The organism is Amycolatopsis sp. NPDC051106 (assembly GCF_040682775.1).
Taxonomy (GTDB): Bacteria; Actinomycetota; Actinomycetes; order Mycobacteriales; family Pseudonocardiaceae; genus Amycolatopsis.
In genome coordinates, this window is record NZ_JBFBBQ010000002.1 from 114388 (window position 1) to 134407 (window position 20020).

Consider the following 20020-nt stretch of genomic DNA (forward strand, 5'->3'; position numbering starts at 1 on the left):
ACCCGGCGCCGGCGCGGTCACCCTTCGCGGGGGGCCGGTGCGTGCCGCAGCGCGGCCGGGCGCCAGATCATCGTCACGCGGGTTCCGTGTTTCCCGGTTTCGACGTGCAGCTGATCGGTGACCTTGTCGATCAAGAGGAGCCCGCGGCCTCCGGACGTGGAGGCGCCCGACGCACGCCGCGGTTCTTCGGGGACACCGCACCCGGTATCGGAGACGACGACGGTGAGGACGTCCCCGGACCATTCGGCGTAGAGCCGGATCCAGCCCCGTTCGCCGGGGTAGGCGTGGGCGACGACGTTGGCCAGTGCTTCGTAGGCGGCCAAGATGATGTCGTGGCCGCTGTCGGCATCCAGGGGCAGTTCTTCCAGCCAGAGCGCCAGTTGCCGGCGCAAGGCGGCGGCTTCGTCGTCCAGAGCCGGTACGAGTTCTTCGAAACTGGCCCGGCCCGGGCGGTCGACCGGACCGCCGGACCTGGCCGGGACGGCGGCCTCGACGGGCTCCGCGTCGACGTCGTCACGGTGGAAATGCGGCTCGGAAGTGTGTCTGTACACGATCTTCCCTTCTTGCCTGCGCTCGCGCCCTCAGTCGCGAACTCGTAGCAGGGAACTGCCCATGAAGTCCGTTTCTTATTCGTGACCTTCCTCGGTCAGGCCAGCCGAGCGGGGTCATGACCGCGCAGCGCCGTGTCGAGATCCGGCACGATCGTCAGGTGCTGCTCCAGTCCCAGCAGCTCCAGCGGCCGGCGGACCGCGCGATGCCGGGCGACAACGGTCAGCCGGCCGTCGCGCAGGCTCGCCGCGACCAGGACGCCCAAGATGGTGGACGAGCAGAAGGTGACCGCGGCGAAATCCACGACGACGCGGGTGCCGCCCGCATCGATGTGGGCCAGCGCGGCGTCGAGCACGGGGCGGGCGACGAGGTCGAGTTCTCCCGCGGCGCGGACGACGACGAGGTCGTCGCGCGTCTCGGTGACGATGCTGAAGTACTGGTCCGGCGGCGCGGCGGGCAGGGTCATGGGTGACCGCTCTCTGGCTTCTCTCGACGGATCCGCGCTCGGGCGCGACCGATCGCCACCGGAGAGGTGGGGATGCGGCAGCCGAGAACGGATGCTGAAGCGAGAGGCTGTGATGTCAACCCTTCGTCGATCACTTTACGCACCCACAGCCCGCCACCGCCACGAGTGGCCCCTTCCCGCTACGGGACGATCCGCTGATCGGCCCAACACCGCACTGCGATCAGACGTGTAGTTCGTTGCGCCATGGGGTAGACCCGGTTCGAGTCTGGTTCTCTGCGCGCAGAACACCAGTACTTAGGCCCCACCGGTCGAAACCTGCGGCCGGTGGGGCCGCCTCGCCTCACTCGCCGGCGCACCCGCACTTTGCAGAATGCACACCGCTGCGGCGGGAACGCCGAACCACGGGTCGGTACGGTGTCGGAGTCAGTGCCCGGCGACCGGGCGACGGAGGAGGACCACGGTGAGCGACGTCGACGCGCAGACCGACGACCACTGGGAAGCCGATCGAGCCGCGTTCCGCGCCGACCTGGGCAGTGCGGACTGGAACCGGTGCACCGTGGCCGCCGACGGACCGCTGGCCCGGCAGTTCGGTGCTCTCGCCGCCGTTCTGCTCGATGCGGAGTCGCTGCACGACGCGATGGAACTCGTCGTTTCCGCGGCACTGAGGATCGTGCCGGAAGCGGATCTGGTCAGCATCACGCTCCGCTCCGCCGAGGGCACCTTCCACACCCCGGTCGCCACCGGCGAGGCGGCCGAGGAGCTGGACCGCATCCAGTACCGGACCGGGCAGGGCCCGTGTCTCGAGGCGGCCCGCCACGAAGGCCCGGGTCATGCCCTGACCAACGACCTCGCGACCTCCGACGCGTTTCCCGAGTTCGGCTCTCAGGCCGCGCGGCTGGGCTTCGGTTCCTTGCTGGCCACGACGTTGCTGCCCGACCGCAAGTCCGACCTGCCGCCGGGCGCGATCAACCTCTACAGCCGCCGGACCGGCGCCTTCGGCGACGCCGCCGTCGACCACGCGCTCATCCTGTCTTCCCACGCTTCCCTCGCGTTGGCCGGTTCGGCCGCGCACACCGCCTCCGCGCTCCGGCAGCAGCAGCTCGAGCAGGCCGTCGACAGCCGCGACGTGATCGGTCAGGCGAAGGGAATCTTGATGAACCGCCGCGGAATCTCGGCCGACGACGCCTTCGACATCCTGCGGCGCACGTCCCAGGAGCTCAACGTCAAGCTCGTCCAGCTCGCTCACACGCTCACCGAACGGCACCGGGAACTCGACGGCTGAACCCCGGTCGGCGAACCCTCAGGGGTTCGCGGGGTCAATGTGGTGTGGATCAGCCGAGGTGACGCAGCAGCTCGAGCAGCGCGCGCTGCTGGTCTGCACTCAGCTCCGTCAACAGGTCCGAAGCGTGGAGACGGTCGCGGAGGGTGCTCCACAGGCCGAGGCCGCGATCGGTGAGCACGAGCGTGCGCTTCCGGCCGTCCGTGGGGTGGGGGCGGCGGGTGACGAGATCCGCGGTTTCGAGCTTGTCCGCCGTGAGGGTCACGGTGGACGGGTCGCGTCCCAGCCTCGCCGCGATCTCGCGAAGCGTCATCGGTGTCTCACTGGTCGCCAAGGCCCACAGCAGGTCCGAGGCCGAGCTCGGGGCGCCGCTTTCGCGAAGCGTGGTCGCGACGATCGCCCGCGCGGTGTCCCCGACCTCGATCAACCGCCGGATGATCTCGGCTTTCCGCAGGGCGTCGGCGGACCCGGCGCCGGATTTCGTCTCGCTCGGCATGCGGTCCATGGTAGCTTGGAAACTCGTTGAGATATTCAATGAGTTAGGTGGAGTAAATGGCGAACGAGCACGAGCGGAGCACCGTCGTCGTCACCGGCGGAACGGGGTACCTGGCGGGCTGGGTCATCAGCGGGCTGCTCGAACGTGGCCACCACGTCCGGACGACGGTCCGGGACCCGTCGAAGACCGGGCGTTTTCGTGCCGCGATCGGCGCGCGGACGAGTGCGGAGGCCGCTGCTTCCGTCGAACTCCTCCGCGCGGATCTCCTCGACGACGAGGGCTGGGACGCGGCGCTCGCCGGCGCCGACCACGTGCTGCACACCGCCTCGCCGACACCGTTCGACACCGGTGCCGACCTGATCAAGACCGCCCGCGAGGGCACTCGTCGCGTGCTCGAGGCGGCGCGGGCCGCCGTCCGGCGGGTCGTCCTGACCTCCTCGGGGGTGACGGCCGTCCCCGATGATCCCGAGACACCCGCGACCGAGACGATGCGGTCGTCGCCGGCCCAGGACGCGGCGCACGTGTACCCCGACTCGAAGATCCTCGCCGAGCGGGACGCCTGGGAGATCGCGTCCGCCACCGGACTCGAGCTGACCGCGGTGCTCCCGACCTTCATGCAAGGTCCGCCGGTGGGTGCCGCGGACCGGCCGGGAACGATCGACGTCGTCCGCCGCCTCGTCCACGGGAAGCTGCCGGCCCTGCCGAGGATCGGGTGGAACGTCGTCGACGTGCGTGACGTCGCCGAGCTGCACATCCTCGCCATGACGAACGCCTCCGCCGCCGGGGAGCGCTTCCTCGGGTCCGGCACCTTCCTGTGGTACGCGGACCTGGCGCGGATCATCCGCGAAGCGTTGCCTGCCGGAGCCGGGAAGGTGCCTACCCGGCGGATGCCGGACTTCGCCGTGAAGGTCCTCGGCCACTTCAACCCGCAGCTGGCGATGGTGCGCCACGAACTGGGCCGCAAACGGCTCGTCGACAGCTCGAAGGCGCACCACGTCCTCGGGTGGAAGAGCCGTGAGGTGGAGGAGACGATCCTCGACACCGCCCGCTCGATCCTCGCCGCCGGTGCCGGGAAGTAACGCGACCGCGTCGGCGTACTTAAAAGCATGAGGATCGGCGAGTTGTCCCGGCGCACCGGCGTGAGTCCGCGCTCCCTGCGGTACTACGAAGCGCAGGGCCTGTTGACCAGCACCCGCTCCACCGCCGGGCAGCGGCACTACTCCGACGCCGAGGTCCAGCGCGTGTCGCTCATCCGGCAGCTGTTCGAGGCGGGCCTGTCCAGTCGGGTGATCGCGACGGTGCTGCCGTGCGTGGACGTCCCCGGTGACCTGACCGTCGCCGAGGAGACGTTCGCGACGATGAAGCGCGAGCGCGACCGGATCGACGCGGAGATCGCGCACCTGGCCGAGACCCGGGACGCGCTCGACCTGCTGCTCAGCGCCAACAGCCGGCACCGGGCGAAGCTGGGCCTGACGGTGTGACCCGCGCCTCAGCCGGTTGCCCCTGACACCGGTGTCAGCGGTCAGGATGGCCGCAGAGCCCGGATCGACCGGGCCGTCACCCGGAAAGGCGCGGAAAATGGGACAGGCATGGGGTTTCGGCAGGCACGGCGGGCCCGAAGTGCAGGAGTTCTTCGATCGTCCCGATCCCGTTCCCGGGCGCGGTGAGGTGCTGATCCGGGTCGACGTCGCCGGGGTGAACCCCCTCGACCACCTCCTGCGCGCGGGTCTGGTCCCCGGGCTCGACGGCGGGCGGCCGTTCCCGCTCGTGCTGGGCATGGAAGCGGCGGGAACCGTGCTCGCCCTCGGCGAAGACGTCGACGGGCTCGAGGTCGGGGACGCGGTCTTCGGCTTCGCGCTCACCGGTGGCGGCACCTACGCCGAGACGACGGTGCTGTCCGCGGCGAACACCGCGCGCATCCCGGCGGGTCTGTCCGCGACCGTGGCGGCGACGCTGCCGGTGGCCGGGACGACCGCGGTCGACGCGCTCGACCAGCTCGGCCTGCCGGCCGGCGCCACGATCCTGGTCAACGGGGTCGGGGGCGGGGTCGGCCTCGCGGTCGCCCGGCTGGCCGCGGCGCGCGAGCTGCACGTGGTCGGCACCGGCAGCGCCGCCAAGCGCGAGCCGGCCGAGGCCGTCGGGGTGCGCTTCGTCGACTACACCACGCAGGACGTCGCCGCCGCGGCCCGCGAGCTGGTTCCCGGCGGCTTCGACGGGATCGTCGACCTCGTCGGCGGCCCTTCGCTGCGGACGGTCGCCCCGCTGGCCCGTGACCCCCGCAATGTCATCGCCGTGGGTGATCAGTCCGTGGCCGGCATCGGCGGCCGTTTCGTCGAGCGCCGCCTCGATCGCGAAAACCTGGAGCGCGCCGCCCGGCTGGCGCTCGACGGGGTCCTCGCGCCCCCGATCACGGCGGTCCACCCGTTGTCCGACGCCCCGGCCGCCCTCGCGACCGTCGAGAACGGTCACACCTCGGGCAAGGTCGTCATCAAGGTGACCTGAGACGACTTCCGGTTTCGCGGTTCCACCCGCCGGCCGGTTCAGGTCCCGGCGGGCCGCGGAAGTCCGTTGAGGATGGCATCCACGCCGAACATGAAGGCCTCAGCCGGTTTTCCGGCGTCGGCCGGCGGCTCCTCGATGAGGCCGGCGTGCAGCAGTTCGGCCCGGTTCTGCTCTTCCGCGACGAAACCCAGTACATAGTGGACGACGGTCCGTGCCGCCCAGTCGGCGTGGCGCGGGCCGAGCCGCGCCGAGAACAGCCGGTTCAACGTCCGCGTCGGGGTCACGATCTCCGGCCGGTACGCCTGCACGAACGACACGACTTCGGCGCCGTCACGGACGCTCAGCAGTGCTGTCCGGAAGGCCTCGGCGGCACTGCGGACATCAGCCGCCGCAGCCGGGAAGTCCTCGAGGACGCGCGTCGCCACCACGGCGAGCAGCTCCTGCTTGCTGGCGACGTGGTAGTACAGCGCGCCGGGCCGAACGCCGAGGTCTGACGCCACCCGCCGCATGGACAGGGTGCTCAGCCCCTGCTCGCGGAGGAGGTCGTACGCCCGGTCGACGATCTGGGCTCGCGTCACCTTCACCCACGTCATTGTGCCCGCCGCCGAACCGGGGCCCTTGCCTGCCCCGCTCCGCCCACCTAGGATTTGATAGGTGTTCAAAACCTACGATGACCTGGCCTCTCGCCAGCTGGCCGGCGGTGTCCTCGACCGAGCCGAGGCGCGTGCGGTGCTGGCGACGCCCGACAGTGAGGTGCTCGGCCTGGTCGCCGCGGCCGGACGACTCCGGCGTGCGTACTTCGGCAACCAGGTCAAGGTCAACTACCTGGTCAACCTCAAGTCGGGGCTGTGCCCGGAAGACTGTGGTTACTGCTCGCAGCGACTGGGGTCGTCCGCGCAGATCCTGAAGTACTCCTGGCTGTCGGCCGAGGAAACGGTCCGCCAGGCCGCGGCCGGCATCGAAGGCGGTGCGTCCCGGGTCTGCCTGGTCGCGAGCGGACGCGGCCCGAGCGACCGCGACGTGGACCGCGTCGCCGGCGTCGTCGAGGCGGTCAAAACCGCCCACGCGGACGTGGAAGTCTGCGCGTGCCTCGGCATCTTGAAGGAAGGCCAGGCCGAGCGCCTCCGCGACGCCGGCGTCGACGCCTACAACCACAACCTCAACACGAGCGAATCGCGCTACGCCGAAATCTGCTCGACCCACGGCTACGACGACCGCGTGGCGACCGTCGAAAAGGCCAAGGCGGCCGGTCTTTCCCCGTGTTCCGGCGTGATCGTCGGCATGGGGGAGACCGACGACGAGCTGATCGATGCGATCTTCGCCCTGCGTGAGCTGAACAGCGACTCGATCCCCGTCAACTTCCTGATGCCGTTCGACGGCACGCCCCTTGCCGACACGTGGGAACTCTCCCCGCTGCGGGCGCTCCGGATCCTCGCCCTGGTGCGGCTGGCCTGCCCGGCGACCGAGGTCCGGATGGCGGGCGGACGGGAGATGCACCTGCGCTCCCTGCAGCCGCTGGCGCTGCACGTGGCGAATTCCCTGTTCCTCGGGGATTACCTCACCAGCGAAGGGCAGGCGGCCCGGGCCGACCTGGACATGATCGCCGACGCCGGCTTCGAGGTCCTCGGCACCGCGCGAGCCGAAGCCCGGACATCCGTGCCGATCCGCGCGCGCGGAGCCGGGACCGCGGTCTCGCCGAACGCTTGAGCGGCGCTACCGCGCCGGTCAGTCGATGATCTGGCAGATGGCGACCGGCAGCCTGGGCGACCACGTGCCGGTGGCGTAGTCGTAGGCCCGGGCGTACCCGTTGTCGCCCGGCGCGCACGGGGCCGCGATCGTCGTTTCCACGTAGAAGGTGCCGCCGGGGGTGATCGAGTGCGGCTGCGCGATCACGTGCGTGCTGAACCACACGGTCCCGTTGTTCAGCTTCACGGCCAGGTACACCTCGCCGCCGAGGGTGAAATCGCCGCCGGCGACCTTCAAGTGGCCGTTGAAGGTGTAACTGAAGAGGAAGGGCGAATCCTCCGCCTGGCGGACCGTGCTCCGCGCGGTGGGTTCGGCCGGTGCGGACGCGGCCGAGGCCGGGACGGCCGTCAAGCCGGCGGCCACCAGCGCGACGGCGGGCAGGAAGGTGAGTTTCGCGAGCAGAGACGTCCGGGTCATCCGGTCCTCCTGAGGCAGGGCGGCGGCGAGTCCCGCCGTTCCCCGATGGTCCGGCGCGAGCCTGCTCGCCGACCTTGCGCCGTCCTTGAGGACGGGCGAGCATTGAGCGAGGGAACGGCAGCGCATCGCACAGCCGGGAGCGTGGGCCCATGGAGCTCCGTCTGCTGGGTGAGGTGGAGCTGCGGGCGGACGGCCGGCGCGTGGACGTCGGAGCACCACGGTTGCAGGTGGTGCTCGCCGCGCTCGCCGTGGACGCGGGCCGACCCGTCACCATCGAGACGCTGATCGACCGGGTCTGGGACGACTCGCCACCCGCCGAAGCGCGCAACGTCCTGTACTCGTACCTGAGCCGGATCCGCCGGCTTCTGCGGCAGGCCGGTCCGGAGGCGCGCGTGGAACGCCGCCACGCCGGTTACGTGCTGGACATCGACGCGGAACTGGTGGACCTGCACCGGTTTCGCCGGCTGGCCGGCGAGGGCCGCGACTCCCGGCGCGACGACGACGGCCGGGCCGCCGCGCTCGGTGAGGCACTGGGGCTGTGGCGCGGGCCTCCGCTGGCCGGTCTTCCGGGGGAGTGGGTCGCCCGGGTACGGGACAGCTGGTACCGGCAACGGCTGGACGCGGTCGTCTCGTGGGCCCGGATCACGCTCCGCCTCGGCCGGCCCGCGGCGGTGCTCGCCGCCTTGCCCGAGCTGGTCGCGGAGTACCCGCTGGCGGAACCCCTCGAGGCCCTCCTGATGCGCTCCCTGTGCGCGGTGGGGCGAAGTGCGGAGGCCCTCGACCGGTACACCGCCATCCGGCAACGGCTGGCCGACGAGCTGGGCGCCGACCCCGGCCCCGAACTCCGTTCGCTGCACCGGGCGATCCTGGCCGGCGGCCTGCCACCGGCCGGACCGGAACCCGCGCTCCCGACCGCGAAAGTGGTGGCCGGCCCCGCGCAGCTCCCGCCGGACACGTTCGGGTTCGCCGGCCGCGGCGATCACCTGCGGCAGCTGGACGGCCTGCTCGAGGTGACCGGCGACCGGCCGGCCACGGCGGTCATCTCCGCGGTGTCCGGAACGGCCGGCGTCGGCAAGACGGCGCTGGCGGTGCGCTGGGCCCACCGCGTCCGTGCCGAGTTCCCCGACGGCCAGCTGTACGTGAACCTGCGGGGCTTCGACCCGAGCGGAGCGCCCGTGGCGCCCGCCGACGCCGTTCGCGGGTTCCTCGATGCGTTCGAGGTACCGGCGGAGCGGATCCCGACCGGTTTCGACGCCCAGGTCGGCCTGTACCGGAGCTTGCTCACCGGGCGGCGGGTGCTGGTGGTGCTGGACAACGCGCGCGACGCGGAGCAGGTCCGGCCGCTCCTGCCGGGGGGGTCCGGCTGCGTCGTGGTGGTGACCAGCCGCAGCCAGCTCATCGGCTTGGTCGCCGAGGGCGCCCACCCGCTGCCGCTGGACCTGCTGCCGGTCGCCGAAGCGCGTCAGCTGCTGGCCGGGCGCCTCGGTGCCGGCCGGGTCGCGGCCGAGCCCCGGGCGGTGGACGAGATCATCGCCGCCTGCGCGCGGCTGCCGCTCGCCTTGGCGATCGTGGCCGCCCGCGCCGCGACCCACGCCGGATTCGAGCTGGCCGCGCTCGCCGGCGAGCTGCGCGGGACCCGAGGTGGCCTGAACGAGTTCGCCGGCGTGGACCCGGCGACCGACGCGCGAGCGGTGTTCTCGTGGTCCTACCGGCAGCTGGGCCCCGCGGCGGCCCGCTTGTTCCGGCTGCTCGGCCTGCACCCCGGCCCCGATCTCGGCGAGCCGGCGGCGGCCAGTCTCGCGGGCCTTCCCCGGGCGCGGGCGCGGACGTTGCTGGCCGAGCTGGCCCAGGCCCACCTGATCGTCGAGCACGCCCCCGGGCGGTACACCTTCCACGACCTGCTGCGGGCCTACGCGACCGAACAGGCCCAGCTCGTCGACGCCGGCGAGCAGCGCCGCACCGCGCTCCACCGGACTCTGGACCACTACGTGCACACCGCCCACGCGGCCGCCCGGTTGCTGCGCCCGGAACGGGATCCGCTCCCGGCCGCCCTGCTTCCTCCGCAGCCGGGCGTGCTGCCCGAAGACCTCGCCGGCCACGTGCGGGCGCTGGACTGGTTCACCACCGAGCACGCCGTGCTGCTCGCCGCTCTCGACCACGCCGCCGCGACCGGCTGGGACACCCACGCCTGGCAACTCGCCTGGACCATGGCCGACTTCCTCGACCGGCAGGGCCATTGGCACGACTACGCCGCGACCCAGCACGTCGCGCTGGCCGCGGCCGCGAGGCTGGGTGATCCCTCCTTGGCCGCCTGCGCCCACCGCATCCTCGGCCGCGCCTGCACGCAGCTGGGCCGGCTCGACGACGCCCACACCCACCTGCGGCATGCCCTCGACATGTACGGGCGGTCCGGCGACCGGTCGGCGCAGGCCCAGACCCACCACAACGTCACCCTGGTGTTCGAGCGCCAAGGCCGCCACGACGAGGCCCTCGACCACGCCCGGCGGGCGCTGGCGCTGTTCCGGTCGGCCGGGAACCGGCGCGGTGAAGCCGAAACCCTCGCCACGGTCGGCTGGTGCCATGCCCTGCTGGGGGACCACGAACAGGCTCTCGTCGCTTGCGGGCAGGCCCTCACACTGCTCCGGGAGCTCGGCAACCGCCGCGGGCAGGCGTTGACGTGGGACAGCCTGGGCTACGCCCACCACCACCTCGGCGACCACGTCGAAGCCGTCGCCTGCTACCGGCACGCCATCGACCTGTACCGGGACCTCAGCGAATATCGCGAAGAGGCGATCACCCTGTCCCACCTGGGCGACACCCATGAGGCCGCCGGGCAGGCGGACCTCGCCCGCGAGGCCCGGGAGCACGCTTTGGTGATCCTCGACCGGCTCGAGCACCCCGATGCCGAGCGGGTCCGGGCCAAGCTCGAAGGTCACACGGGGCACTAAACCGGTCCGGCCGGTCGGGCGTGGACACTTCACCCGACCACGGAACCCGGAGGAACGACCATCAGCACCGATTTCAGGGCCGACCCGGACGCGATCCAGAAGCTCGGCGCGCTCGCCGGGCGGGCGGGCTCCGCGGCCGGCCTCTACGCGGCGGCGGCCACCGACGGCCCGAACGAGCTGGGCGAAGGGCTGCTGGTCAACCTGCTCGCCCAGCCGCTCGACCAGTGGCAGGCGCTGTGCCTCGCCAACGACCGCAAGGCCGCATCGCTGGCCGACGCCTTCGACACCGCGCTCGTCGCCGTGGCCAAGCTGTACCGCGAGACCGACCACGAGGCCGCGGCGAAGGCCGACCGGTCCTATCCGGACACGCACTCCGAGCGGGTCGTCGCCGACGACGTCGTCTCCCCGGAAACCGCCGCGGCCTTCACCGACTTCGACAACGCGTCACTCAACCCCCGGACCGGCGAGCCGTATCCGTGGTCGTTCACCCCGGCGGAGGACGCGTTCGGCGGCTGGAACATCGAGCTCCAGCGCATCGCGGACAAGATCGCGGGCGGGGCCGCCATCTCCGGGCCGGTGCGCGGCCTGCTGACGAAGATCATCGGGACCGACCTGCTGACCTTCGTCGAGAAGCTGGTGACCGGCGACTGGGACCTGCTGCTGCGCCAGGGCATGGTGTTCGAGGACACCGGGCTCGCCTTCGGCAAGATCAAGCAGAACATCGACCGGGGCCGCCTCGGGATCCAGGAACGCTGGACCGGGCACGCCGGGGAAGCCGCGCGCGCCTGGCTCACCGACTACTCCCACGCCTGCGCCGCGCACGCCAAGTTCTGCACGGACGCCGGCTGGAAGATCAAGAACTTCGCCCGCGCGGCCTACAACGCCATGCAGGCCCTCGACATGGCCCTCGAGTCCCTGCTGGACGCGGTGCTCAGCAAGGTGCTGAAGCTCGGGAAGGCCCTGGAGCTGGCGCTGCTCGGCATCGTCGGGCTCGGTGACGGCGAGTCCGTGCGCCAGGCGATCGCCGGCGTCCTGGCCGAGGCCAGCCCGTTGCGCGCCGCCATCGACACGCTCACCGCGCTGGCGCACTCGGTCGCGTCGGTGTCCGAGCTGGTGGCGGGCAACGGCGAAATAGCCGCCCAGGCCTGGCCGGGCGAGCCCTACAAGCACCCGGGGACGTGACGTGGAAATCTCACCTTGGCGCACCGCGCAGGGCCGGCTCGCGCGGCACAACCAGCTGGTCCTGCTGGCCCGCGGCGACGGCGACCTGGCGGACTTCGCCCGCGACGTCCTGGCCGGCCGGGCGAAGCCGGAGGACCTGCTCCACCGGTCGTACCTGAGCGAAAAGACCCTCGGAACGGCACACGCGGAGATCGACGCGTGGAACGCCCTCCCCGAAGACGAACGACAGGCGGCCGTCGACGGGGCCGAAGCCCGGACGAGGGCGGAGATCGCCGCCCTCGCGGTGCTCGACCTGTCGCAGCCGGCTCCGGACGACGACGATGATGACGACGACCACGACTTCGGCGCGGAGTTCCTGAACTCGCTGCGGTGACCGGGGTTCACCGGCACGCCTTCAGCCGGGACTGCTCACTCGGTCCTCGGCCGAGGTCAGGGTGGCGACGTAACGAGCGGAGTCGAAGGGTTGGCCGGTGAAGAAGCGGGTGGCCAGGTCGGCGACGTCGGCCGCCCGCTCGAGGACGACCCAATGGTCGGAATCCTTGAGCGTGAGGAACCGGCTGCCCGGTAGCGTGGCCGCGAACTCGCGCTGCAGTTCGGGGCTGGTGATCGAGTCGTGTTCCCCGGTGAACACCAGCGCCGGCACCCCGGACAGGCCGCCCTCGAAGGACGGGCCGCCGATCAGCGATCGGCGCAGGGAGTCCATCGCGTGGGGTACGTGGACGGCGACGTGGAGCATCGACCGCCTGACGTACCGGTAAACCAGGGCACGTCGCGGGATGTGGCGGTCCTCGTCCAGGCAGAGCTGCATCTGCGCGGCAAGGGTCGCGAAGCTTTCCGTGTCACCGTTTTCGAGGTACTCGGCGGCCCGGCGCACCGATGCGCGCTGGGCATCGCTGGTGTGGGAAACCACTCCGCCGAGGATCAGCCGCGCGATGCGGCCCGGGTTGCGCCGGGCGCAGCCGAAGGCGAGTTCCGCGCCGTAGGAATAGCCGAACAGGTTGACCCGCGGGACTTGGAGGTCGTCGATGATCCGGTCGACCGCGGCGGACATGAACTCGGTATCGGCTCCGGGCGGCGGTGGGTCCGACGCTCCTACGCCGGGGAGGTCCGCGGTCACCAGGCTCGCCACCGGGGTGATCCGGTCTTCCATGTGGGGCCAGCCGTGGCTGCCCTGGAACCCGCCGCCGAGCACGATCACCGGCTCGGTCCGCGGGGCGTGCTGCCGGAGGAGCCGGTAACTGAACCGCGTCCGGCCGACGACCAGCGAACGGACAACTTCCTCGTGCATGCTCCGCTTCCTGCTCCGGGACGGCGTCGAGCTCGTGCTCAGCAGCTCTTCGTGAGGACGAGGGCGGCGTTGTGGCCGCCGAACCCCATCGACGTCTTGACCGCGCACTCGAACACCGCGGGCCGCGCTTCCTTGGCGACGACGTCGATCGGGATCCGGAGGTCTCGGGTCCGGAGGTTGGCCGTCGGCGGCACCGACTGCCGCTCCAGCGCCAAGACGGTCAACGCCGTTTCGATGCCGCCCGCCGCGCCGAGCGCGTGCCCGGTCATCGCCTTGGTGGAGGTGACGAGCGGCTGGTCGCCGAGGACCCGGTGCAGCACGGTCGCTTCGATGAGGTCGTTCATCACGGTGGACGTGCCGTGGGCGTTGACGTGGCCGACGTCGGCCGGGGCGACGTCCGCGTCTTCCAGGGCGGTCCGCAGCGCGCGTTCGATCCCGTTGCCCTCAGGATCCGGTGCCACCGCCGCGTAGGCGTCGCTGGAAGCGCCGTAGCCCGCGATCGCGGCCCGGACCCGGGCACCTCGCGCGGCGGCGTGCCCGGGTCGCTCCAGGACGACCAGGCCGGCTCCTTCGCCGACGACGAAACCGTCGCGGTCGGCGTCGAACGGGCGGCACGCCGTCGACGGGTCGTCCGTGCGCGTGGAGACGGCCCGCATCTGGCAGGCGCTGGCGATCAGCAGGCGCGAGCGCACGGATTCGGCGCCACCGGCGATGACGACGTCGCACGCGCCGGAGCGCAGCATCTGCAGGGCGGTGCCGATCGCGACCGTGCCGGAGGAGCACGCGGTGGAGACGCTCAAACTCGGACCTCGTGCCCCGAGGTCCATGCAGACGCTGCTGGCGGCGCTGTTCACCGTGGTCATCGGCGCGAGTTTGGGCGACACCCGGCGCGCGCCCTTTTCCGCGAGGACCGTGCTCTGCTGGTCGTAGAAGGGAAGGCCGCCGTGCGCCGACCCGATGACCACCGCGATCCGGCCGGAGTCCCACACCGAGGTGTCGAGCCCCGCGTCCGCGACCGCTTCCCGGGCCGCGATCACCGCGAGCTGGGAAAACCGGTCCATCATCCGCACGGCCGGGATGCCCAGGACACTTCCGGGGTCGAGGTCGTCGACGGTGTACATGAAATCGCACGGCAGGCCGGAAAGCTCTTCCTGGTGGCGGACGCCGGTGGCGCCGCCGGGCCCGGTCACGCCGCGCCAGGTGGCTTCGGCCCCGACCCCGGCCGCGGTGACGAGACCGATGCCGGTCACCGCCGCGGTGAGCCGGTCCCGGGAGCGCGCGGTCACGCCGCGAGCTTCTCGTCGACGGCCGTCGCGAGCTGTCCCACGGTCTCCCGGGACGTCAGCTGGACGTCCTCGAGATCGATGCCCAGGTGTTCCTCGAGGAGCACGCGCAGTTCTTCCAGGGCGAGGGAATCCATCCCCAGCTCACGCAGCGCGGCATCGGGGCGCACGTCGACCGGCTGCACGCCGAAATCCCTGGTGAGGAAAGTCGTGATCTCTTCGGTGGCGGACACTCTGTTCTCGGCTTCCATTCCGGCTGTGGGGCGGACGCACCTGCTTGCGGTGACGAAGAGGCGCATCAGCAGATGCCCGCGGAACGTCTTTTATACGCGTTCCCGGGAAAAGTCCCGCTTTGTTGACTCGATCGGGTGAGGCGCCGAATGGGCGGATCTTCGGTTCGCCCACGTCACCGGCCTGCCACGAGTGCGGAGGTGTCCCGACCGGGTGGCCGCGGGTGGTTCGTCGGCCGCACAGGTCCCAGTCGGAGCCGGTCATGCGCGCGAAAACCCTTTCGGGGGTAGCAATCCCCGGTCAGGGACTCGGGCCGGTTACACGATCGGTGGCACCGGCTGGATCGACCCGCACCGCCTCAGTAAGTTCCGCTCCGGCGCGGATCCCGCGGCGGCATCGGTGTCCCGGTGCTGTCGCCGGACCGGCGCGAAAAGACGTCCGTGGCGGACCGAACCGCCACGGCGATTTCCGGACCGTTCATTTCCCGCTGTACCCGGCGGGTCTCTCTAGGAGTTCTTCTCTTGATCAAACAGCTCGGATTCGTCGCGACCACCCTCGCCGCCGGCATGGCGATCCTCGGCGGATCCGCCTCCGCGGCCGGCGTGACCGTCGCCGGTCACCCGATCGACCACAACGATCAGATCGGCCTGGCCAACGTGCAGAACCTCGACGCCCTGCACAGCGTCAACGGCACCGTCGGGTTGTGCGACAACAACGTGAACGTGCTCGGCGTCCAGGTCCCGGTGCGCGACGTGGCCGAAGGCGTCAACGTGCCGGTGCTGTCGCCGGGTGAGAGCGAGGCCGAGGGCGAGACCCCGGACAACTGCGCGGGCAGCGGCGCCGCGGACGGCGGAACCGCCCAGGGCAACTGATCGCCCATCGCCGGCCGCCGTGCTGACCCCAGCGCGGCGGCCGGCCCCGTCGGCCGAGGGTCAGGGGCAGTGTGCTTGCCCGGGGCAGCTGCGAAGGAACCGGACCACCGGCGCCTTCCCGACGGCTTGGTTCGGCCCCGGGACGCCTTGCGGCCACTCGATGGACAGGGTGACGGCGGAGGAGTTGTTCCCGTAGTTCTTCTCCGCCAGGGTCCGATCGGCGTTGACGGTGTTCACCAGCTCGTACGTCCCGGACGGCACGTGGGTGATGTCCAGCCACTGGAAGTCGACCCCGTACTTGTAGTCGTCCCCGGAGCCGACCGAAATACCCTCGACCACATCGAGGGCGTTCGGTTCGTGGTGGCGGCAGTTGTTCGCCCGCAGGCGCTCGGCGAGCTCCGCGTCGGCGCCGGTGCCGCCGGGAACGTGACCGAGGCGGCCGACGTCGGCGACCGGGAACCGGTCGCCGAGGCAGAAGCCGTTCTTGCGGTCGGTGACGACGGTCTTGCCCTGCTTCGAGATCAGTGCGAAGTGCTCGAAGTTCATGAGGTGCCAGTGCTGGTGGGCCATGGCCGGTTCGTAGTAGGTGTAGGCCCGGGTGGGGCGTTGCGCCGAGGCGTAGTCGGGCGGTATCGAGCCGTCCGCCTTGTTCCGCAGCGCTTGGCGGACAGTCATCGTGCTTTCGTTCGTGCCGGCCCGGTGGCCGTACAGCAACAGCGGTCCATCGCCGATGTTCTCTTCCGAGCTGGTGAACCGCAGTCGCACGGCCTTCGCCGCGGCCTCGCCGGCGCACCGTCCGTTGGGCGCGCCGGGATCGACGACCGGGCACACGTCCCAGTCCCGGCACTGGCCGGGATCACCGGCGTATCCACCCGGACATCCCGGTGGCGCCTGGCGGAGATCGGGCAAGAGCGGACTGGGTGCCGCGGCGGCCTGGGGGACCGATCCGGTGACGGCGGTCAGCAGTGCCGCTGCCGCCAGAGTCGTGTACTTGATGAACAAGAGTTGTGCCCGTCCTGTCGGTATTTTCCCGATCAATCCTAAGTGGACACGTGGTGGGGCAAGGAGAGCCACGCGGGAAGGTGTACCCGATGGGCTGAGGTGCTGCCGGTATCGGGTGTTTCGTCGGTAGCGTGCGGGCGAACTCACGCCGAAGGGGCCTTCGAAGATGTCGACCACCGCAGGATTCCACACCGTTTCGGACGATTTCCGGGAGGCGGTGCCGGCTTTGTCGCGACCGGCCTCGGGTGAGGGGATCACGATGGTGTGCGGAACCCGGCCGGAACTGATCAAGCTGGCTCCGCTGCTGCGCTTCTTCGGTGATGCCTGCGACGTCGTCTACACGGGACAGCACCACGACCGTTCGCTGTATTCGCTCATCCGCGCGGATTTGCCGTCGCCGAAGCGGTTTCACGAACTGGCGGTCGGCAGCGCCCGGCGTGGAGTCCAGCTCGGGCGGGCGGTCAGCGCGGTCGACGAAGTGCTGCTGACCCACCCCGGCCGCGTGGTGCTCGTGCAGGGGGACACCACGTCCGCTCTCGCCGGTGCTCTGGCGGCGAACGCCCATGGGCTGCCCCTGGTGCACGTCGAGGCCGGGCTGCGCAGCCGTGACCGGTCGATGCCGGAGGAGCACAACCGGGTCCTGATCGACCACCTCGCCGACCTGTGCTGCGCGCCGACCGACCTCAACCGCCGGAACCTGCTGGCCGAGAACATCCCGTCCGAGCGGGTCGCCGTTACCGGCAACACCGTCGTGGAGGCGCTGCGGACCGCCCTTCCCGCCGCGGAAGAACGGGCTTCCGTCCTCGCCGCCCGAGGTCTCGTCCGGGACGAGTACATCCTCGCGACCATTCACCGCCCGGAGAACGTCGACGATCCCCGCCGGCTCGCCGCGGTCCTGCAGGAGCTCGGCGAGCTGCCCCTCCCCGTCGTCTTCCCGCTGCACCCCCGCACGGCCAAGAGTGTCGAGCGGTTCGGCTTGACCCGGCTCCTGCAGCCGTTGCGGGTCCTGGATCCCCAGGCCTATCCGGCGTTCCTCGCGCTGGCCGCCGAGGCCGCGGTGATCGTCTCGGACTCCGGGGGCATCCAGGAGGAGGTGAGCGTGCTCAAACGACCCGTGGTGGTGGTGCGCCGCAGCACCGAGCGGCCCGAGATCACCGGTACGTTCGGAGTCCTCGTTCCGGCGGGGCCCCGGATCGGTGCCGAAGTGGCGCTGTGGCTGGACGACGTCGCCGGCCATCGCGAGCGCCTCCGCCGCATCCCTTCGCCGTACGGGGACGGGTCGGCGTGCCGGCGGATCGCCGAGGCGATCGAGCGGGTGCTCCAGCCGGCGTGACCGGGTGCCGTCACCGGACCGGTTCGCCGGCCTCCGGTCGTTCCCGGACGGCCAGGATCCGGTTCGTCACGGCGTTGGCCAGTGCCACGCTCGAGTTCCAGCTCGTCACGTCCGGGTAGACGTGCGCCGTGGTCGCCAGCAGGACGTTCGTGTCTTCGACGACGACCGGGGGCCGCAAGGCGAGATAGTTCAACGGGTAGACGGGTTCGACGAAGGGCGCTTTGAACACCCGCACGTCCGCGATGTCGTCGGCGTGCAGGCCCGGGTGGAGGCTCATGAGCTGCGCCGACCACCGCGCGGCGATGCCGTCGGCGGGCTCGTCGTACAGCCGCGACCCGCGGTCGGTGTAGCGCATGACGTACGCGAGGTGCAAGCCGCCGTAGGCTTCGGTGCCGGCGAGCGCGGACATCTCGACCACGCCGTCGAAGCCGGTGGCCGAGCGCAGCACCGGCGTCCAGTAGTGGCCCGTGAGCGGCCGGCGGAGGAAGAACGCGGCGGTGACCACGCCCTGGTAGCGCAGGTCGGACCGCGGCAGCCGGGCGGCGAGCTCGTCGTCGGCGAGCCGTCGCAGCAGTGGCAAGGGAACGGTCGACAAGACCTGGTCCACGTCGAGCACTTCGCCATCGGCCCAAGTGAGGGCACACCCCGCGGCCGTGCTGCTGAGCCGGTGGACCGGAGCGGCTGTGCGGACCGTCCCGCCGGCGCTCTCGATGGACGAGCGCAGCGCGTCGATGATCGCCTTGTACCCACCGGCCGGGTATCCCCGGGTGGCGACGTTGCGTTCCCGGCCGAGCCGCTGCCACAGGTACAGCGCGGGCACGTCACCGAAGGAGGCGCCGAACTTCGACCCGAACATCGGCGCGAAGAGGTTCTCCCACACCCGGCGGCCGTAGAGACCGCGCAACCAGTCTTCGGTGCGGAGCGAGTCGAGATCCCGCCCTTGGCCGAGTCGGCGCAGCAGCAGCGAGACCGCGCCGAAGCGCACCCGGTCGTCGAACCGCAGCGGGGTGAACCGCAGCAGGTCGAGCGCGGAGTTGAACCGGTGGTGGCGGCCGTCGACGATCATGCCCATCGTCGTCTTCCGCCATCGGACCGCGCTTTCCAGCCCCAGCTCGCCGAGCAACCGCAGAAGCTCGTCGTCGGTGGGCATGATGCAGTGGTAGAAGCGCTCCACCCACTGGTCCCCGCGGGCGAAGAAGGTGCCGAGCCCGCCGAGCTGGTCACTGGCCTCGAGGAGGGTGACGCGGACTCCCCGGCGGGCGAGGCGGTGGGCGGCCGCGAGTCCGCAGATGCCGCCGCCGATCACGGCGACGTGCGGCGCGTTCGTGGAGGTTTTCACCGGTGTGTCAGAGCTTTCGGTAGGGCGCCGGGCTGAGCCGGTCGCGGGCGAGCAGCTTCACGTACTGCAGGATCGTCCGCCGCAGCTTCAGCTTGCTCGGCCCCTGCTTCCGGTCGTAGCGGAGGGCGAGCGGGATCTCCGTGATCACCGGCCGGCAGTGGCGCAGCTTGAGCAGGAGCTCCACCATGCACGCGAAGCCCTGCTCTTCGATGAGCCGCTCGCCCCAGTGCGCGGAAGCCCTGCTCAGCAAGCTGGCGCGGTAGGCGCGGTAGCCGCTGGTGAAGTCGCGGACCCCGTCGACGGCGAGGACGCGGTGGAAGAGCTGTGCCGCACCGCGGGAGAGCAGCCGCCGCCCGAGCGGCGCGGTCTGGTCGTCCCCGCCGGGGACGAAGCGCGAGCAGATGGCGACGTCCGCGCCGGCCGCGATTTCCGCCTGCAGCCGGCCAATCAGGCCGGGATCGTGGGTGTCGTCCGCGTCCATGACGACGACGATGTCGTCCGGATCGGACGCCTCCACGGCCGCCCGGAGCCCGGACAGCACGGCGCGGCCCAGCCCGAGGTTGACCGCGTGGCGGACCACTCGTACGTCGAGGTCGCTGTGACCGGCTTCGGCCACGGCGGCGGTCCGGTCGGCCGACCCGTCGTCGACGACCCACACCGTCAGCCGCTCGGTGAGCGCGACGTCGGCGAGGCGGCGCAGCAGGGCGGGTAAGGACGCTTCTTCGTTGAACGCGGGGAGGACGACGTGCGCCCGTCCACCCGTCCGGCCGGTGTCCCGGTCTTGGCCCGTCTTCGTGGCCAAACCGGTTTCTTCGAACGCCACGGATCCCCTTCGGATTCTCGATGCGGTGGCCGGCCGCAAACCTTCGTTCGGCCGTCAGCTCATATTCGGCTATGTTGGGCCCTTTCTTTAGGGCCGCCTGATGTCCCCCAGAAGGAGTTGACCCCGTGGAACCACCCGGCGTTCCGTTGTTTCGCTGGAATGGGACCACTGCGTTCCTCGAACGGGTGGTTTCGCGGCCGGGCAACGCGAACCGCGCTCGACGGAGCCGAACGTCCCCTGAACGGATGATTTTTGGCAGAGACA

General features: G+C 71.1%; 21 protein-coding genes. 10 read left to right on the forward strand and 11 right to left on the reverse strand.

The genetic code is table 11. The features are described from left to right. Positions 1-17: 17 nt before the first annotated feature. Positions 18-551: an ATP-binding protein gene (locus AB0M83_RS02170; protein ID WP_364511118.1), complete on the reverse strand. Its 534-nt coding sequence runs from the start codon at positions 549-551 to the stop codon at positions 18-20. 95 nt (positions 552-646) lie between these two features. Continuing rightward, positions 647-1015, reverse strand: coding sequence for an STAS domain-containing protein (locus AB0M83_RS02175; protein WP_364511120.1), 369 nt, complete (start codon positions 1013-1015; stop codon positions 647-649). A 460-nt stretch (positions 1016-1475) separates the two neighbouring features. On the opposite strand from AB0M83_RS02175, the gene AB0M83_RS02180 reads away from it, so the two are divergent. Continuing rightward, positions 1476-2297, forward strand: coding sequence for a GAF and ANTAR domain-containing protein (locus tag AB0M83_RS02180; protein WP_364511123.1), 822 nt, complete (start codon positions 1476-1478; stop codon positions 2295-2297). 49 nt (positions 2298-2346) lie between these two features. On the opposite strand, the gene AB0M83_RS02185 is transcribed toward AB0M83_RS02180, so the two are convergent. Next, on the reverse strand, positions 2347-2790 hold the full coding sequence (locus AB0M83_RS02185) for a MarR family transcriptional regulator (protein WP_364511126.1): 444 nt from the start codon (positions 2788-2790) through the stop codon (positions 2347-2349). A 56-nt stretch (positions 2791-2846) separates the two neighbouring features. On the opposite strand from AB0M83_RS02185, the gene AB0M83_RS02190 reads away from it, so the two are divergent. From AB0M83_RS02190 to AB0M83_RS02200, 3 genes are all read left to right on the forward strand, one after another. Then, the gene (locus AB0M83_RS02190) at positions 2847-3869 is read left to right on the forward strand and encodes an NAD-dependent epimerase/dehydratase family protein (RefSeq protein WP_364511129.1); all 1023 of its coding nucleotides are present in this window, start codon (positions 2847-2849) and stop codon (positions 3867-3869) included. 27 nt (positions 3870-3896) lie between these two features. Next, positions 3897-4271: a MerR family transcriptional regulator gene (locus AB0M83_RS02195; RefSeq protein ID WP_364511132.1), complete on the forward strand. Its 375-nt coding sequence runs from the start codon at positions 3897-3899 to the stop codon at positions 4269-4271. 97 nt (positions 4272-4368) lie between these two features. Then, positions 4369-5292 (forward strand): NADP-dependent oxidoreductase, encoded by a 924-nt coding sequence (locus AB0M83_RS02200; protein WP_364511135.1) that lies wholly within the window; start codon positions 4369-4371, stop codon positions 5290-5292. Between the two features lie 38 nt (positions 5293-5330). Here the strand turns inward: AB0M83_RS02200 and AB0M83_RS02205 are convergent, their stop codons facing one another. After that, positions 5331-5885 (reverse strand): TetR/AcrR family transcriptional regulator C-terminal domain-containing protein, encoded by a 555-nt coding sequence (locus tag AB0M83_RS02205; RefSeq protein ID WP_364511138.1) that lies wholly within the window; start codon positions 5883-5885, stop codon positions 5331-5333. Positions 5886-5967: 82 nt separating this feature from the next. On the opposite strand from AB0M83_RS02205, the gene bioB reads away from it, so the two are divergent. Continuing rightward, positions 5968-6999, forward strand: a complete 1032-nt coding sequence (gene bioB / locus AB0M83_RS02210; RefSeq protein WP_364511711.1) for a biotin synthase BioB — start codon at positions 5968-5970, stop codon at positions 6997-6999. An 18-nt stretch (positions 7000-7017) separates the two neighbouring features. On the opposite strand, the gene AB0M83_RS02215 is transcribed toward bioB, so the two are convergent. After that, on the reverse strand, positions 7018-7455 hold the full coding sequence (locus tag AB0M83_RS02215; RefSeq protein WP_364511141.1) for a hypothetical protein: 438 nt from the start codon (positions 7453-7455) through the stop codon (positions 7018-7020). A 149-nt stretch (positions 7456-7604) separates the two neighbouring features. Here AB0M83_RS02215 and AB0M83_RS02220 point away from each other — a divergent pair, with 149 nt between their 5' ends. The 3 genes from AB0M83_RS02220 (at position 7605) to AB0M83_RS02230 (ending at position 11958) form a co-directional block, all read left to right on the forward strand. Continuing rightward, the gene (locus tag AB0M83_RS02220) at positions 7605-10403 is read left to right on the forward strand and encodes a BTAD domain-containing putative transcriptional regulator (protein WP_364511144.1); all 2799 of its coding nucleotides are present in this window, start codon (positions 7605-7607) and stop codon (positions 10401-10403) included. Between the two features lie 300 nt (positions 10404-10703). Beyond that, on the forward strand, positions 10704-11585 hold the full coding sequence (locus AB0M83_RS02225; protein WP_364511147.1) for a hypothetical protein: 882 nt from the start codon (positions 10704-10706) through the stop codon (positions 11583-11585). Position 11586: 1 nt separating this feature from the next. Next, complete coding sequence (locus tag AB0M83_RS02230; protein ID WP_364511150.1) at positions 11587-11958, forward strand: hypothetical protein; 372 nt, start codon at positions 11587-11589, stop codon at positions 11956-11958. Between the two features lie 21 nt (positions 11959-11979). Here AB0M83_RS02230 and AB0M83_RS02235 read toward each other — a convergent pair whose 3' ends face one another. The 3 genes from AB0M83_RS02235 to AB0M83_RS02245 are packed head-to-tail and all read right to left on the reverse strand — an operon-like array spanning position 11980 to position 14389. Then, a complete protein-coding gene (locus AB0M83_RS02235) occupies positions 11980-12873 on the reverse strand; it encodes an alpha/beta hydrolase (RefSeq protein ID WP_364511153.1) in 894 nt (297 codons plus the stop codon). A gap of 38 nt (positions 12874-12911) precedes the next feature. Then, positions 12912-14159 (reverse strand): beta-ketoacyl-[acyl-carrier-protein] synthase family protein, encoded by a 1248-nt coding sequence (locus AB0M83_RS02240; RefSeq protein ID WP_364511156.1) that lies wholly within the window; start codon positions 14157-14159, stop codon positions 12912-12914. After that, complete coding sequence (locus tag AB0M83_RS02245; protein ID WP_364511159.1) at positions 14156-14389, reverse strand: phosphopantetheine-binding protein; 234 nt, start codon at positions 14387-14389, stop codon at positions 14156-14158. The genes AB0M83_RS02240 and AB0M83_RS02245 overlap by 4 nt, the downstream gene beginning before the upstream one ends. Positions 14390-14908: 519 nt before the next feature. Between AB0M83_RS02245 and AB0M83_RS02250 the strand changes: the two genes are divergently transcribed. Next, entirely contained in the window at positions 14909-15259 is a 351-nt protein-coding gene (locus AB0M83_RS02250; protein ID WP_364511162.1) for a hypothetical protein, read from the forward strand. 60 nt (positions 15260-15319) lie between these two features. Here the strand turns inward: AB0M83_RS02250 and AB0M83_RS02255 are convergent, their stop codons facing one another. Next, positions 15320-16090: a lysyl oxidase family protein gene (locus tag AB0M83_RS02255; protein ID WP_364511165.1), complete on the reverse strand. Its 771-nt coding sequence runs from the start codon at positions 16088-16090 to the stop codon at positions 15320-15322. A 430-nt stretch (positions 16091-16520) separates the two neighbouring features. Between AB0M83_RS02255 and wecB the strand changes: the two genes are divergently transcribed. Next, entirely contained in the window at positions 16521-17594 is a 1074-nt protein-coding gene (wecB, locus tag AB0M83_RS02260) for a UDP-N-acetylglucosamine 2-epimerase (non-hydrolyzing) (protein WP_364511168.1), read from the forward strand. A 10-nt stretch (positions 17595-17604) separates the two neighbouring features. Here the strand turns inward: wecB and AB0M83_RS02265 are convergent, their stop codons facing one another. Together AB0M83_RS02265 and AB0M83_RS02270 are read right to left on the reverse strand one after the other, a co-directional pair. Continuing rightward, positions 17605-18933 (reverse strand): NAD(P)/FAD-dependent oxidoreductase, encoded by a 1329-nt coding sequence (locus AB0M83_RS02265; protein WP_364511171.1) that lies wholly within the window; start codon positions 18931-18933, stop codon positions 17605-17607. Positions 18934-18940: 7 nt separating this feature from the next. Then, the gene (locus AB0M83_RS02270; protein WP_364511173.1) at positions 18941-19756 is read right to left on the reverse strand and encodes a glycosyltransferase; all 816 of its coding nucleotides are present in this window, start codon (positions 19754-19756) and stop codon (positions 18941-18943) included. Positions 19757-20020: the final 264 nt, after the last annotated feature.

What these genes read in the sequence shown, in the direction of transcription:
- wecB (WP_364511168.1), top strand. Translation starts at nt 16,521, where the DNA reads ATGGTGTGCGGAACCCGGCCGGAACTGATCAAGCTGGCTCCGCTGCTG.
- AB0M83_RS02190 (WP_364511129.1), top strand. Translation starts at nt 2,847, where the DNA reads ATGGCGAACGAGCACGAGCGGAGCACCGTCGTCGTCACCGGCGGAACG.
- AB0M83_RS02185 (WP_364511126.1), bottom strand. Translation starts at nt 2,790, where the DNA reads ATGCCGAGCGAGACGAAATCCGGCGCCGGGTCCGCCGACGCCCTGCGG.
- AB0M83_RS02215 (WP_364511141.1), bottom strand. Translation starts at nt 7,455, where the DNA reads ATGACCCGGACGTCTCTGCTCGCGAAACTCACCTTCCTGCCCGCCGTC.
- AB0M83_RS02175 (WP_364511120.1), bottom strand. Translation starts at nt 1,015, where the DNA reads ATGACCCTGCCCGCCGCGCCGCCGGACCAGTACTTCAGCATCGTCACC.
- AB0M83_RS02235 (WP_364511153.1), bottom strand. Translation starts at nt 12,873, where the DNA reads ATGCACGAGGAAGTTGTCCGTTCGCTGGTCGTCGGCCGGACGCGGTTC.
- AB0M83_RS02205 (WP_364511138.1), bottom strand. Translation starts at nt 5,885, where the DNA reads ATGACGTGGGTGAAGGTGACGCGAGCCCAGATCGTCGACCGGGCGTAC.
- AB0M83_RS02200 (WP_364511135.1), top strand. Translation starts at nt 4,369, where the DNA reads ATGGGACAGGCATGGGGTTTCGGCAGGCACGGCGGGCCCGAAGTGCAG.
- AB0M83_RS02195 (WP_364511132.1), top strand. Translation starts at nt 3,897, where the DNA reads ATGAGGATCGGCGAGTTGTCCCGGCGCACCGGCGTGAGTCCGCGCTCC.
- AB0M83_RS02220 (WP_364511144.1), top strand. Translation starts at nt 7,605, where the DNA reads ATGGAGCTCCGTCTGCTGGGTGAGGTGGAGCTGCGGGCGGACGGCCGG.